The organism is Aeromonas sp. FDAARGOS 1407, assembly GCF_019048725.1.
Classification (GTDB): Bacteria; Pseudomonadota; Gammaproteobacteria; order Enterobacterales; family Aeromonadaceae; genus Aeromonas; species Aeromonas enteropelogenes.
This window is the reverse complement of record NZ_CP077399.1, coordinates 4,516,185-4,529,097: the sequence shown is the minus strand read 5'-3', so window position 1 is coordinate 4,529,097 and position 12,913 is coordinate 4,516,185. Positions and strand designations below refer to the sequence as shown.

Here is a 12,913-nt window from a genome sequence, read left to right as displayed (position 1 = left end):
CTTGATTTGACACGGCAATTCTCCGTTTGCCTCACTGTTTCCGGCGCGTCCTTGCGTTATGATGCCCCCATCAGGTTCAGGCCCGCGTCATCGTCGGGCCACCCCTCTTCAGGAACAACGTTATGGAACACTGTGATATTGCCATCGTCGGTGCCGGCATGGTGGGCGCCGCCACCGCCTGCCTGCTGGCGGCCCAGGGCCTCTCGGTGCGGGTCATCGAGACCCGGCTGCCGGAATCCTACGACCCGGCGCAGCCGCTGGATCTGCGGGTCTCCGCCATCAGCCAGGCCTCGGTGGCGCTGCTGGAGCAGGCCTGCGCCTGGCAATACCTGCAGCAGATGCGGCTGTGCCCCTATCGCCGGCTGGAGACCTGGGAGCTGGACGGCTTCGCCACCCGCTTCAACGCGGCCGACCTCGGCCTGCCCCAGCTGGGCTACATCATCGAAAACCGGCTGGTGCAGTTGGCGCTGCTCAGGCGCATGGAGGATTTTCCCAATATCCAGACCCATACTCCGGCGGCGGTGCTGAGCCTGCGCCAGAGTACCGACGATGTGATGCTGCAGCTGGACGATGAAACGACCCTCTCGGCACGCTGGGTGCTGGCCTGTGACGGCGCGGAATCCCATACCCGCAAGCTGGCCGGCATCGGCGTATCGCGATTCGAGTATCGTCAGCACTGCATGCTGATCAATATCGATACCGAATTTGCGCAAGAGGACATCACCTGGCAGCAGTTTACCCCGAGCGGCCCGCGCGCCTTTTTGCCGCTGCCCGGCCGGCATGGCTCCCTGGTATGGTATGACAGCCCGGTCCGCATCCGGGCGCTGGCCGCCATGAGCAACGAGGCGCTGGCCACCGAGGTGCGTCGCCACTTCCCCGCTCGTCTCGGTGGTTTCACCGTGACCGGCAAGGGGAGCTTCCCGCTGGTGCGTCGCCACGCCAACGACTATCACGCCGGGCGGGTGGTGTTGCTCGGCGATGCTGCCCATACCATCAACCCGCTGGCGGGGCAGGGGGTCAACCTCGGCTTCAAGGATGTGGCCTGCTGGGCGGATCTGCTGCACAGCGCCGGTGCCGAGTGGCACAAGCCCGAGTTGGCGACCCGTTATGAAAGGCGCCGACGTCCGGACAATCTATTGATGCAGTCAGGGATGGATCTCTTCTACGGGGCATTCAGCAACGACATAGGGCCACTCAAGCTGGCCCGCAATCTGGCCCTCAATGTGGCGGACAAGGCGGGGCCGCTCAAGGAGATGGCGCTGCGCTACGCCCTGGGCCTGGTCTGAGACAGATTGGCAATAGATAGGTTGGGGCTGTTATCGCCCACATGGCCACAACGACAAGGGGGTCGGTTCTGGTGAACCGACCCCCTTGTGTATCATGCCTGTTGTTGCTGCAAGATTACGGATGAGCCGCGCGATAGAGGGTCCACTCTTCGACCACCTGACCATCCGGCAGATGGCAGTATCCCACGGCGCCATCGGCTTCCTGCTTGATGATGACCTTGCCTCCCTGCTCGCCGCAGTAGACCGAGGCCGGATTGGCCATGCCGACCGGGGCAGGCGCTTTCTCGGTGGCGCAGCCGGCCAGCAGCAGAACGGGTAGTAGCGCAATAACCGTTTTTATCATGTTGATCTCCCTTCATATGTTGACTGGGTACTTGCTGCCCCATCTTATGCCTCCCTCATTGGCAAGGCAAAAGATGAGTCCGGCTTATCGTTTGGTCGCGGGGCAGACAGTCGGGTGAGCCTCCAGAACCAGTTGCAGGAAGCGATCCCGGATGGGATCGGCAAATTCCGGGTTCCACACCAGACTGATTTCCCACTCTGAATAGGGACCCGAGAGGGGGTAGAGGGTCACATCCGGGCCTGCGATGAAGCTGACGCTGCGCGGTAGTATGGCGTTGCCGATGCCGGCGGAGACCAGGGCGACCAGGGTCTGGACATCTTCCGTCTCCTGGATCATGCCGGTCAGCCGGTTGGCGCCGAGGAAACCGGCGATCTGCTGGCTAAGGCCGGGGCAGCGGTGGCCGACCATCTGCAACAACGGTTGGCTGGTCAGAGCCCGTTCGACGTCGAAAGTGGCCGGATCCGATCCCGTGACCTGGGTTGGAACGGCCAGCACCAACCGATCGGTCAACAACCTGTGCTCCTGCAGTTGCGGCGCCTGGGGCCGACGCATGAAGCCCAGCTGCAGTTGGCCACAGAGCAGCTGTTCGTGCTGGATGGCGGAAGGCATGTCTTGCAGATGGACCATCACCTCGGGAACCAGCTGCCTGAAGCGGGCCACCAGCGAGGGGGCCAGCGCGAAGCTCGACAGTCCGAAACCTATCTTGAGCCGCCCGGCGATGCCGCTCGCCAGCGCCAGGGCATGGCGCTCGAATCCCTTGCCGTGTTCGACCAGGGCGTTGGCCTGGGTAAGCAATTGGGCGCCAAGGGAGGTCAGCTCGGCGCCGTGCCTGCCCCGGTGAAACAGGGTGCAGCCAAGGGCCTGTTCCAGCCCCTGGATCTGCTTGGTGAGGGCCGGCTGGGTGATGAAGAGCCGGTTGGCGGCCTCCCGGTAGTTGGCGGTCTTTGCCAGCATCACGAAAGCCTGCAGTTGCCTCAAGTCGAATTTCATTCCAGTTGGTTATCCAATGTGGCGATTTATTGATTATAAATTATCACACCTCCTTGCTGTAATGGATATGCGGCGGGCCTGTTGCCCGTCCGGCACCACAAGGAGTCACGCCATGTCTAGCGAACGCTATCTGTTCTTAATCAAGGGATCCCTGGTGATGGCACAGCCACTGGCTGCCCCCGAGACGGGAGAGCTCTTGACGAGTCTGCTGCAACAGGGTTTTGCGGTTGGTCCCCTGCAAGTCTGGGCAAGCAACGCCGAGCAGGCCCTCGCCTGCTATGAGCGAGCCGCCCAGCAGCGGGCCTTCGGCGATATCCTGGCGGGGGCCGAACCCGCCGTGGCAGGCGTTTTGTCATGAGCAGGCTAACCCTGCGGGCCGCTGCCCTGCTGCTGGACATGGATGGCACCCTGGTGCACTCCACCGGTGAGGTAGAGACGGTGTGGCGGCTCTGGTGCCGCCGCCACCGGCTGGCTCCCGAACCCGTATTGACCATCTGTCACGGGGTGCGCTCGCGGGAGGTGATCCGCACCCTGACCCCGCAGCTGGACCTGGCGCAGGAGGTGGCCCTGCTCGACGAGTTGGAGATCCATCACACCGGCCAGGCTGAGGCCCTTTCCGGCGCCCGTACCCTGCTGGCAAGCCTGTCGACTGAACGCTGGGCGCTGGTGACCTCGGCCAGCCAGCGGGTGGCCCGTCATCGGCTGCTGAGCGCCGGCCTGGCGTTGCCCACCCTGCTGGTGGGGGCTGACGATGTGGTAAACGGCAAACCGGATCCCGAACCCTATCTGCTTGCGGCAGAGCGGCTGGGAGTGGCGGCCGCTGATTGCCTGGTGTTTGAGGATGCACCGGCTGGCATCACCAGTGCCCTGCGGGCCGGTTGCACCGTGGTACAGGTGGGAGGCAGACAGCGGCTGGATCCCGGCGTCAGTGCGCTGATCCAGGATTGGCGTCAGGTGAGCATGGTGGAGGCAGATGACGGCCTGCAGCTGACGTTGTTGACCTGAGCGGTCATAAAACCCCCGGCGAACGGGGCGGGCAGAAGGGTAGCCTGTTGAGGGATGGCTGTCCGCTGTGTGGGAGACTTTGTCACCCTGTTGTTTGGATGGAGTTCCTGATGTCGGCCAGTGATGGATGTCTTTTGCCGCGCTCGCAACGAGCCTCCTTGGTTGAAGTTTGCGGAGAGTTCATGAGCTTCGCTCTTCCCAACACGCGATATTACCTGCGGGTGTGCCGGGTTTTGCCCGGCTCAGCGGCCATACTCCTGACTGCAGGTCTTGTCCTGATACCACTCAACCCGGTTGCGGCCGTTGTGCTTGGCGCGATAGAGCGCCGCATCGGCGTGGGAGAGCAGCTGTTCCAGGTTGAGATGGCCGGGCTCCCGATAGGCGAGCCCTATGCTGACCGTGATCGTGACGGGGCGCAGGGCCTCGTCAATGACTTGCAACTGCGCCACCTCGCTTCGCAGCCGATCGACCAGCTTCCAGGCCTGGGACGGCGGGACATCGGGCAGCAGCAGTGCAAACTCCTCGCCGCCGAGCCGTCCGAGCAGAGTGCTGCCGGGCATCCCCTGGCTGATGGCCATGGTGAATGCCTTGAGCGCACGGTCCCCCGCCTCATGGCCGTGGTTGTCATTGAGTTGCTTGAAGTTGTCCAGATCCAGCATGCAGACGGCGACCGGTTTATGTTGCTGATCCAGCTGCGCCAGCATTTGTTGGGCGCTCGGCCAGAAGCCCGCACGATTGAGGGCGCCGGTCAGGTGATCGTGGTGGGCCATGTACTCCATCTGGCGCAGCAGGGTGTTGCGGGTCGCCATGATGCTGGCTGCCGTGAGAGGGGTGAGGCCGATCAGCATGATCCCGATCCGCACCGAGAACATCCAGTACTGGGTCTGGGCGTCGTGGTTGATGACGAGATAACCGCTGGAGATGGCAAGCAGGGTCAGGGTTGTAAAGCCGAGCGACAGCAGGGTGGTGGTAAAGAGCGAATAGCTGACGGCGCACCACAGCAGGGCAGGAACCGGGAAGGCGAGGGAGCCCGGACCCGAGACGATCTCCGCCAGCAACAGGGAGCAGATAAACATCAGCAAGGGCAGCACTCTTGCCCAGGAGACGTGCGGCAGCCACAGTGCCTTGAACCAGGTTCGTATCGCGCCGGCATGGGGCAGGGTCAGGAGCACCGGCAGCAAGGCCATGTAGTTGACCAGTTCGCTTGCAAACCAGAAACCCAGTCCGTGCAGCGAGCGGCCATTGAACAGGATGGGGTTGATCAGGGCGCCGACCAGCCCGGCGGCAAACGAGGCGGCCATGCTGATCAGCAGCAGGTAAACGATGGCATTGGGGTGCCTGAGGCGCACATTATCCCTGCCCAGTCGCCGGTAGAGCAGATAGCCGACCCCGACGCCCACCAGGTTGCCCAGGGTCAGCAGGCCGGTTTTCAGCAGCGAGTCATCGGTGAAGAGAGCCGCCAGCAGATAACCGGCTATTCCGCCCAGCCAGCCGGCGGGTGAGGCCAGAATGGGGTAGCGGATCATGATGCCGAGGAACACGGCGTTGGCGGGCCAGAAGGCGGCCAGCATGTCGGGAGGACGGGTGAAGATCCCGGCAAGTGAAAAGAGGCATATCAGGGTGGCCATACACAAGAAGGCGCAGGGAGGGACGCGGAGTAGGTCTATGTACGAGGGTTTTATCTCTTCCATGAGAGACTCCTGATGGCGACTTGGGCCGTGGCGGTGTATGGGGATGGCTGCGAAAGAACCCATAAAAGCATAGAATAATCATTGCGTTAGACAACTGTTGATTTCACTGTTATTTAGAGTGGAATGCTGATGCCGGTCAATGATTGATTGTATTTATTGCTTTTAGAATGAGGGTCTCTCCATGGTCATCCAGAGGTACATGTGTGAGTCTCGCTCCTCCCTGCAAACGGTATTACCTGCTGGTGCCCATGACCCTGCTGCTGGGTGGCCTGGTGCTCATCACGACACTGATATTGGGCGTGCAGGGGTTGCTGCGCGATATCGACAGGACGATCGCCAGCTATGGCCGCATCGCCGCCTCCCTCGAAGCCACCCTGATCCATGAGATGATACAGGTCAGTGAGCGCCAGATTACGGTGCTCGACGATTCGCTGGACAGGGAGGCGATCGCCCGTGGCGAGTCGGCCCTGAACCCTTACTGGACCATAGCGCACCGGATCCAGCCCGATGATCACTTCATCTATTTCTATAATCTGCGCCATGATCGCATCGATACCTATCCCGCCTGGGAGCGTCCGCCGCAATTCAAGGCCACCGAGCGACCCTGGTATGCCGCAGTCACCCAGGCCGGGGAAGAGCCATTATGGCTGGGCCCCTATCCGGAATATGACACCAGGGTTCAGACCCTCACTCTGGTCAAACGGGTCATGGACAAGGAGGATCGCCTGCTGGGACTGCTGATGGTCGACATGCAGTTCGCATCCCTGCAGCGGGCGCTGCAAAACTCCCTGGGCGATGAGCAGGCGGTGGCCATCTATCTGACTCCTGCCGGCGGTGATGATGTCATCGTTGCCAGCAACCTCGGCTTGCTTGCCCGACGCGGGGAGAAGCCAGAGGGCATCTGGAGCTGGCCGGGCTTCGGCGTGCTTGGCAACGGGGTGCATCTCACTCATCCCTTGCAGGACATAGGATGGGATCTGCATATCTATCTCTCCGCCCCCCTCTTTCGCGCCATCCTCGGGGAAGATCTGCGGATGCTGGTGTTGCCCCAGCTGCTGCTTGCCGTCATCTGGCTGCTGAGCCTGCTCGTGCTGGTCAGGATCTTCCGGCTGGAGCAGCGTCTGGTGGCCGGCTCCCTCAGCGAGATCTCCCGGGATGTCAAAAGTGGCCGGCGTTTCCCCGGTCACAAGACCTGGTTTGTCGATGACAGCCTCTCCAAGGTGGATCTGGTCAGGGCCAATCTGCTGCGCGGACAAGATGCCCTGCACCACGACCCTCTCACCGGGATCATGAACCGTCGGGCGTTCGATGCCAGGCAACAAGCCTTGCTAAAAGAGGGGCAGCCTCATTGGCTGCTCCTGCTCGATGTGGATTTTTTCAAGAACATCAACGACTCCCATGGTCATGCCTGCGGCGATCAGGTGCTGCGCCGGATAGCGGCTCTGTTGGCCGAGCAGTTGGGCGAGGGGAATGTCTATCGCTTTGGCGGTGACGAGTTTGCCGCCTTGCTGACCATGGAGCGGGCCGATCTGGAGGGGAGATTGCGGCAGCTGTTCATCCGGGTGCGCAACCAGCAGTGGCGCGAGAAGCGGATCGCCGTCACCCTGAGCGCAGGGGGAGCCCACTATCCGGAGGAGCGCCACAACCTGTTCGAGCGGGCCGATGAGTACCTCTACCAGAGCAAGCGGCTGGGGCGTGATCGCTGGTCCCTGCCAGCACAGCTTCAAAATGAGCAGAGTAACGCGGGTAGTGCTGACAAATTCTGTCCGAGCGATGATGGCTAAATACTCCCTGCCTGTCGGGGAACCTTGTCACCAACTTCTCGCCAGCTTTCTGATAAAGTTATTTTTTGATTTAAATTCAATGGATTATGAATTCATTATCCAGAGCAAGAGAGGCATCTGTCGCTCTCCTGCGACACTGGTACATCCTGTCGTAAATCGTATAGTTCGGGAAAATTAATCAGCGTTGACAGGAGTATCCATGAGGATGAACAAGCGTGGCCTGAGTGCCCTGACTCTGTTGGGTGGCTTGTTGTTGGGAAGTTCGGTGGCACACGCCTCCGAGACACTCAACACCATCCTGGGGGGCGGTGCCGGCGGCGTGGCGGGCACCATGATCGGCAAGGAGCTCGGTGGCGACACCGGGGCACTGGTGGGGGCCGCCATTGGCGGTGCGGCCGGTGGTGCAGCAACAGCCAACAGAGGCAACAAGAATGAAGCCGCCCTCGGCGGCGCCGTTGGAGCGCTCGGTGGCGCCGCCATCGGCAAGAGTGTCGGCGGTGATACCGGTCGGCTGATCGGGGCCGGGGTGGGCGGTGCCAGTGGTTCGGCCATCGGTGCCAAGACGGGGGATGGCCACAAGAGCCGGGATCGTTATTACGACGACGATGATCATCATCACCGCCACTACTACAAGAAACACAAGAAGCACAAGAAACACAGATGGCACGATGACGACGATGATTGATGCCCTCCGGTGCGTGTGAATGAAGACGGGGCCTGCAGGCCCCGTTTCTGTTTCTGGCTCACACCAACCGGTGTTGGCGCCGCCCGGCGGCGAAGGCGTTGATGTTGTCGATCAGCTGATCCGCGAGGCGCTGCATCGACTCCTCGCTGGCCCAGGCCACATGGGGGGTCAGGATGAAGTTGGGATATTGCAGGGCCTGCATCAGGGGGTGATCGGGGGGCGGCGGCTCGACACTCGCCACATCGAATCCGGCGCCGCCGAGGCGGCCGTTGGCCAGCGCCCGCAGCAGGGCGGCTTCATCCACCAGGCCGCCACGTCCCACGTTGATCAGCAGAGCGCCCGGTTTCATCAGCCCCAGTTCCCGCTCGCCGATGAGGTTGCGGGTATAGGGGGTGAGCGGGCAGTGCAGGCTCACCACATCCGAGCTTTGCAGCAGGTCATCCAGCGGCAGCCGGTCGTCATCCGCGTTGCCTCCGATCTGGCTTTGGGCGTAACGCACCTCCATGCCTATCCCTTTTGCCCGCTCACCCAGCGCCTGGCCGAGCGTGCCCTTGCCGATGATGCCAAGTCGCTTGCCGTGCAGATCCGCAATGGGGTGATCGAAGAAGCAGAACTGGCCGCTCTGCTGCCAGCGCCCCTCCAATAGCGACTGGCGCCAGGCAAACAGGTTGCGCGACAGGGCCAGCATCAGTGCCATGGCGTGTTCCGGCACCGAGGGGCCCGAGTAGTTGCGGATGTTGCACACGCCGACACCGGCGGCGCGGCAGGCCTCCAGATCCACGTTGTCGCTGCCGGTGGCCGCCAGCGCGATGAGCTTGAGTTGGGGCAGCCTGGCCAGTTCCCCAGCCCCGATGCGCACCTTGTTGATGATGGCGATGCTGGCGTCCTGGAGCCGCTCGACCACCTGCTCTGGCGTGGTACTCGGATAGCTCTGCCAGTGATGGGGGAAGTCGGGATGGTGCAGGGTGATGCCTGCATCCAGGGTATCGCTGTCGAGAAACACAATCTGTTGCATGGTCCTTCCTGCCATGAACGGGGCCGAACGGTCATGATGCCAAAGAGGATGCAGCCAGAGCCAGTGTCGCGGGGCGCGAAGGGGGGCTTTCTGCGGCAGATGTGACCGTGCCCGCGCTTTGGCGTGCAGGGACAGGGCTGGGTCAGAGCCAGCCCAGGTGGTTGAGCCAGCCCTGAATGCGGGTTGGCGTCTCCGCCAGTTCCATCAGGGCGTAGGGGCGATAGTTGAGCTTGTGGCTGCGACGGGTCTCGCTAAGGCGCTCTGCCGCCGCGAGCTGCGGCCATCTGCCGCCCTCTTCCTGATAGAGATCCAGGGTGGGGATGGTGGCCTGGGCCACCTGCTTGGCCAGGGTCTGGTTGCTCTGTTGATCGGGGAAGAAGCCGTCGAGCAGTACCAGCGCATCGGGGGCGGGCAACTGCTCGCTGGCGATGAGGTTGGTGGTCCAGGCAGCCCCTGTGCCCTGGGCCAATATCAGCTTGAAGCCGCCATCTTGCAGCTTGGCCTCGGCCAGCTTGCTGATCCGCTCGGCAAACTGCTTGCGAAAGGCGTCGCTGTCTTTCGCTTTCTTCTCGGCGGCCGGGTCGAGCTCGGCCTGCTCGGGAGAGGGGAGCAGCAGCAAAGTATCGAAGCCCAGCAGGCGAAGATCCCGGGTGAGTTGCCATAGCTGGCCGCTGCGTTGCCAGTCCGGCAGCAAGATGGCGAGCCCCAGATAGTTTTCGCTGTCGTGCTTGGCAAACAGCACCGTCTGCTTGTCGATGCGGGTGACGTCGGGCAGCCCTTGCCAGTCGCTCTCCTGCCAGTGATCGACGGGAGCGGGCGGCGCGACCTCGATGGCTTGCGCGCCATGGCTGGCCAGCATCGTCAGTAACAGCAGTGATAAGGATAATCTGGCCATAGTGTGCTCCCCCGGTTATCTGGGTTAGCGGCCAGGACGCCATTTTCTGAAGGTGCGAGCAAGGGGCAATAAAAAAGCGAGCCAGTGGCTCGCTTTTTTGCATCCAGTTCAAGGGGTCAACTTAGTTGACGCGACGCTTGAATTCACCGGTGCGGGTATCGATTTCGATCTTGTCACCGATCTCTACGAAGGCTGCAACAGACAGCTCGTAGGTAGTGCCTTTCAGACGGGCAGGCTTGGTCACTTTACCGGAGGTGTCGCCACGGGCAGCCGGCTCGGTGTATTCCACTTCGCGAACGATGGTGGTCGGCAGTTCTACGGAGATGGCTTTCTCGTTGTAGAAAGTCACTTCGCAGATGTCTTCCATGCCGTCTACCAGGTAGTTCAGCACGTCACCCAGGTTGTCTTTCTCTACGTCGTACTGGTTGTACTCGGTGTCCATAAAGACATACAGGGGGTCGGAGAAGTAGGAGTAGGTGCACTCTTTACGTTCCAGCTGAACCACGTCCAGCTTGTCGTCGGCCTTGAAGACGGTCTCGGTGGCGCTGCCGTTCAGCAGACCCTTCAGCTTCATTTTGACCACGGCGGAGTTACGGCCGGATTTGTTGAATTCAGCCTTCTGGACCACCATCGGCTCGCTGCCGATCATGACTACGTTACCAGCGCGGATTTCCTGTGCGGTTTTCATGTAAAAAATTCCTGTTCGTGAAACGGACGGATAAAAACTGCCAGATTATATACGGCTTTCCAGAAATTTCACCAATCGTGTGACGAGATCCCCATCGTGCTGCAACTTCTGTGACCAGCTTCGCCCATGTTGCTGCCAAATGGCGCTATAGCGTGGCCAGTTAGCCCAGAATGCGCGGCAATCCTCGCCTCGATTGAGGGCGAGATTGAAGTCGCGCAGCCACTGGCCACACTCGGCGGGCAAGTCCGCCAGATAGTGGTCGAGGAAGTGCGCCAGCTTGATCAGATGGGCCTCTTCCTCCTGCTGGTAGATGTGCCACAGGAAGGGGCGGGCGGCCCACTGGGCGCGCACGAAGGAGTCTTCCCCGCGCACCAGATTGAGATCGCAGCTCCACAGCAGCCGATCGTAGCCGGCCTGATCCGTCATCGGCAGCAGCTTGATGGCGAGGTTGCCCGTATGGAGCAGATCGCCCGCCCTGGCCGTAGGGATGGCATCTGCCAAACCTGCGCCACGCAGCACGTCGTTGAGGGAGCGCCCCAGCGGCAGCAGCAAGGTGACCGGCGTGGTGCCCTGGCACCAGCTTTCGACCAGGCTCACCAGCGCCTCGCTCTCGTAGGTAAAGAGGCTGACTCTCAGCTCTCCCTCTTGCTTGGGGGGCAGACCCAGGCTCGCCCAGTAGGCGGCAAGGCCAGCTTCATCCTGTTGCCAGCGATCCCGCTCGGCCAGCAGCGCCCGCTCGCAGAGCAGGCCGCCGGTTCTGGCGCTAAAACCCGGGAAGAAGAAGTATTTGTCGAGGCTCCGGTTGCTCACTCGCTGGGGGGAGGCGAGGCCGTGGCAATCCTCGACCCAACTCTCGGCCGAGAGGTACTCCAGATTGATCCAGCAGGGGGGCGGGCTCTGCTCGGCCATGCGTTCGACAAAGGGGGCGGGCAGCTCGCAGGCAAAGGCCTCGATGACGACCCTGGCCGGAGTCGTGTCGGCGGGCAGTGTTTTATGCCAGTGCTGGATATGGATACCTTCGACCCATTGGCCGTCCAGCTCGGGGTTGAGTCCCGGGCAGATGCGGGCGAAGCTGGCCAGATCGTCCACCCAGAGCCGCACCGTACCATGCCCCTCCTGCTCCAGCTGGCGGGCGAGTCGCCAGGTGACGCCGATGTCACCGAAGTTGTCCACTACGCAGCAGAAGATATCCCAGTCGAACCGGGGCAGGGGGCTTGTCATGTCGGGGATCCAGATGCAAAAAAACCGGTGCGCAGGGTAGCACACCGGTGGACTGGCTTCTAACCGTCAGCAGGTAGTCTGGCAGATCACTCCTTGCCGTAGACGTTGTTCTCCTGCTCGCGTACCCGGATGAAGGTGGTGCGCTTGGTCAATTCTTTCAGCTGGCTGGCACCGACGTAAGTACAGGTGGAGCGCACGCCCCCCAGGATGTCGCGCACGGCGTTCTCCACAGGGCCGCGATAGGGCAGCAGCACCGTCTTGCCCTCGGAGGCACGGTACTCGGCGACGCCGCCGGCGTGCTTGTCCATGGCACTCGACGAGCTCATGCCGTAGAACTTCATGAAGGGCTCGCCATCCACGTCGATGATTTCGCCGCCGCACTCCTCATGGGCCGCCAGCATGCCCCCCAGCATCACGAAGTCGGCGCCGCCGCCGAAGGCTTTGGCCACATCCCCCGGGCAGGTACAGCCGCCGTCGCCGACGATTTGGCCGCCAAGGCCGTGGGCCGCATCGGCACATTCGATGATGGCGGAGAGCTGGGGATAGCCGACGCCGGTCTTGACCCGGGTGGTGCAGACCGAGCCCGGGCCAATGCCCACCTTGACGATGTCGGCGCCGGAGAGGATCAGCTCCTCCACCATCTCGCCGGTCACCACGTTGCCTGCCAGGATGACGTGGTTCGGGCAGGCTTCACGGATCTTGCGCAGGAATTCGACGAAGTGCTGGGAGTAGCCGTTGGCCACGTCCACGCAGATGAAGCGCAGCGCCTCTGACATGGCGAGGATCTGGCGGGTCTTGACGAAGTCTTCGTCCGAAGTGCCGGTCGATACCATCACATGACCCAGCAGGGCGGGGTCAGTCTCATCGACGAAGGTTTGCCACTGCGCGAGGCTGTAGTGTTTGTGCACCGCCGTCATCATCTCGAAACCGGCCAGGGCGCGGGCCATGGCGAAGCTGCCGACGGTATCCATGTTGGCGGCGATGACGGGCACCCCCTGCCATTGGGTCCGGGTGTGCTTGAAGGTGAACTGACGGGTCAGGCTGACTTGGGAACGGCTCTTGAGAGTAGAGCGCTTGGGGCGAAACAGGACATCCTTGAAACCGAGCTTCAAGTCTTCTTCGATACGCATTGCAAATTCCTTATTGAGCCTTGAGTGATGCGTCACTGTTGCAGTGGCAAATTTTCGGCAGGCACAAAAAAACCGGGGGTTTTCAGGGCCTCCGGTTTACAACAGTGTAGGCAAAAATCCCCCCGGAACAAGACTGATATTTCACCAACTGTTGTGGTAGCCTTTGGCGTCACAACCTGA

13 protein-coding genes are annotated in these 12,913 nt (G+C 61.9%); 5 read left to right on the top strand and 8 right to left on the bottom strand.

Features of this window, described 5'->3' with window-relative positions; translation table 11 throughout:
- The first annotated feature begins 122 nt into the window (after positions 1 to 122).
- Positions 123 to 1,286, top strand: coding sequence for an FAD-dependent oxidoreductase (locus I6L37_RS21235; protein ID WP_216992897.1), 1,164 nt, complete (start codon positions 123 to 125; stop codon positions 1,284 to 1,286).
- A gap of 115 nt (positions 1,287 to 1,401) precedes the next feature.
- On the opposite strand, the gene I6L37_RS21230 is transcribed toward I6L37_RS21235, so the two are convergent.
- Together I6L37_RS21230 and I6L37_RS21225 are read right to left on the bottom strand one after the other, a co-directional pair.
- Positions 1,402 to 1,629, bottom strand: coding sequence for a DUF333 domain-containing protein (locus tag I6L37_RS21230; RefSeq protein ID WP_026455936.1), 228 nt, complete (start codon positions 1,627 to 1,629; stop codon positions 1,402 to 1,404).
- Positions 1,630 to 1,713: 84 nt separating this feature from the next.
- Complete coding sequence (locus I6L37_RS21225; protein WP_216992896.1) at positions 1,714 to 2,619, bottom strand: LysR family transcriptional regulator; 906 nt, start codon at positions 2,617 to 2,619, stop codon at positions 1,714 to 1,716.
- Between the two features lie 112 nt (positions 2,620 to 2,731).
- On the opposite strand from I6L37_RS21225, the gene I6L37_RS21220 reads away from it, so the two are divergent.
- A complete protein-coding gene (locus I6L37_RS21220; RefSeq protein ID WP_026455938.1) occupies positions 2,732 to 2,977 on the top strand; it encodes a hypothetical protein in 246 nt (81 codons plus the stop codon).
- Positions 2,974 to 3,624: an HAD-IA family hydrolase gene (locus I6L37_RS21215; protein WP_216992895.1), complete on the top strand. Its 651-nt coding sequence runs from the start codon at positions 2,974 to 2,976 to the stop codon at positions 3,622 to 3,624. Before I6L37_RS21220 ends, I6L37_RS21215 begins: the two co-directional genes overlap by 4 nt.
- 242 nt (positions 3,625 to 3,866) lie before the next feature.
- On the opposite strand, the gene I6L37_RS21210 is transcribed toward I6L37_RS21215, so the two are convergent.
- The gene (locus I6L37_RS21210; RefSeq protein ID WP_216992894.1) at positions 3,867 to 5,315 is read right to left on the bottom strand and encodes a sensor domain-containing diguanylate cyclase; all 1,449 of its coding nucleotides are present in this window, start codon (positions 5,313 to 5,315) and stop codon (positions 3,867 to 3,869) included.
- A 248-nt stretch (positions 5,316 to 5,563) separates the two neighbouring features.
- Here I6L37_RS21210 and I6L37_RS21205 point away from each other — a divergent pair, with 248 nt between their 5' ends.
- Together I6L37_RS21205 and I6L37_RS21200 are read left to right on the top strand one after the other, a co-directional pair.
- Entirely contained in the window at positions 5,564 to 7,099 is a 1,536-nt protein-coding gene (locus tag I6L37_RS21205) for a diguanylate cyclase (RefSeq protein WP_254203592.1), read from the top strand.
- Between the two features lie 199 nt (positions 7,100 to 7,298).
- Positions 7,299 to 7,784, top strand: a complete 486-nt coding sequence (locus I6L37_RS21200; protein WP_026455940.1) for a YMGG-like glycine zipper-containing protein — start codon at positions 7,299 to 7,301, stop codon at positions 7,782 to 7,784.
- A 58-nt stretch (positions 7,785 to 7,842) separates the two neighbouring features.
- Here the strand turns inward: I6L37_RS21200 and I6L37_RS21195 are convergent, their stop codons facing one another.
- The 5 genes from I6L37_RS21195 to I6L37_RS21175 form a co-directional block, all read right to left on the bottom strand.
- A complete protein-coding gene (locus I6L37_RS21195; RefSeq protein ID WP_216992892.1) occupies positions 7,843 to 8,799 on the bottom strand; it encodes a D-2-hydroxyacid dehydrogenase in 957 nt (318 codons plus the stop codon).
- Between the two features lie 142 nt (positions 8,800 to 8,941).
- Positions 8,942 to 9,694, bottom strand: coding sequence for a DUF3530 family protein (locus tag I6L37_RS21190; RefSeq protein WP_216992891.1), 753 nt, complete (start codon positions 9,692 to 9,694; stop codon positions 8,942 to 8,944).
- A 121-nt stretch (positions 9,695 to 9,815) separates the two neighbouring features.
- On the bottom strand, positions 9,816 to 10,382 hold the full coding sequence (gene efp / locus I6L37_RS21185) for an elongation factor P (RefSeq protein WP_026457209.1): 567 nt from the start codon (positions 10,380 to 10,382) through the stop codon (positions 9,816 to 9,818).
- 45 nt (positions 10,383 to 10,427) lie between these two features.
- Positions 10,428 to 11,603, bottom strand: a complete 1,176-nt coding sequence (gene earP, locus I6L37_RS21180; RefSeq protein ID WP_216992890.1) for an elongation factor P maturation arginine rhamnosyltransferase EarP — start codon at positions 11,601 to 11,603, stop codon at positions 10,428 to 10,430.
- An 86-nt stretch (positions 11,604 to 11,689) separates the two neighbouring features.
- Positions 11,690 to 12,733, bottom strand: a complete 1,044-nt coding sequence (locus I6L37_RS21175; RefSeq protein WP_216992889.1) for a GMP reductase — start codon at positions 12,731 to 12,733, stop codon at positions 11,690 to 11,692.
- Positions 12,734 to 12,913 lie beyond the last annotated feature (180 nt).

What these genes read in the sequence shown, in the direction of transcription:
- earP (WP_216992890.1), bottom strand. Translation starts at nt 11,603, where the DNA reads ATGACAAGCCCCCTGCCCCGGTTCGACTGGGATATCTTCTGCTGCGTA.
- I6L37_RS21205 (WP_254203592.1), top strand. Translation starts at nt 5,564, where the DNA reads ATGACCCTGCTGCTGGGTGGCCTGGTGCTCATCACGACACTGATATTG.
- I6L37_RS21215 (WP_216992895.1), top strand. Translation starts at nt 2,974, where the DNA reads ATGAGCAGGCTAACCCTGCGGGCCGCTGCCCTGCTGCTGGACATGGAT.
- efp (WP_026457209.1), bottom strand. Translation starts at nt 10,382, where the DNA reads ATGAAAACCGCACAGGAAATCCGCGCTGGTAACGTAGTCATGATCGGC.
- I6L37_RS21220 (WP_026455938.1), top strand. Translation starts at nt 2,732, where the DNA reads ATGTCTAGCGAACGCTATCTGTTCTTAATCAAGGGATCCCTGGTGATG.
- I6L37_RS21175 (WP_216992889.1), bottom strand. Translation starts at nt 12,733, where the DNA reads ATGCGTATCGAAGAAGACTTGAAGCTCGGTTTCAAGGATGTCCTGTTT.
- I6L37_RS21235 (WP_216992897.1), top strand. Translation starts at nt 123, where the DNA reads ATGGAACACTGTGATATTGCCATCGTCGGTGCCGGCATGGTGGGCGCC.
- I6L37_RS21190 (WP_216992891.1), bottom strand. Translation starts at nt 9,694, where the DNA reads ATGGCCAGATTATCCTTATCACTGCTGTTACTGACGATGCTGGCCAGC.
- I6L37_RS21210 (WP_216992894.1), bottom strand. Translation starts at nt 5,315, where the DNA reads ATGGAAGAGATAAAACCCTCGTACATAGACCTACTCCGCGTCCCTCCC.
- I6L37_RS21225 (WP_216992896.1), bottom strand. Translation starts at nt 2,619, where the DNA reads ATGAAATTCGACTTGAGGCAACTGCAGGCTTTCGTGATGCTGGCAAAG.
- I6L37_RS21195 (WP_216992892.1), bottom strand. Translation starts at nt 8,799, where the DNA reads ATGCAACAGATTGTGTTTCTCGACAGCGATACCCTGGATGCAGGCATC.
- I6L37_RS21200 (WP_026455940.1), top strand. Translation starts at nt 7,299, where the DNA reads ATGAGGATGAACAAGCGTGGCCTGAGTGCCCTGACTCTGTTGGGTGGC.
- I6L37_RS21230 (WP_026455936.1), bottom strand. Translation starts at nt 1,629, where the DNA reads ATGATAAAAACGGTTATTGCGCTACTACCCGTTCTGCTGCTGGCCGGC.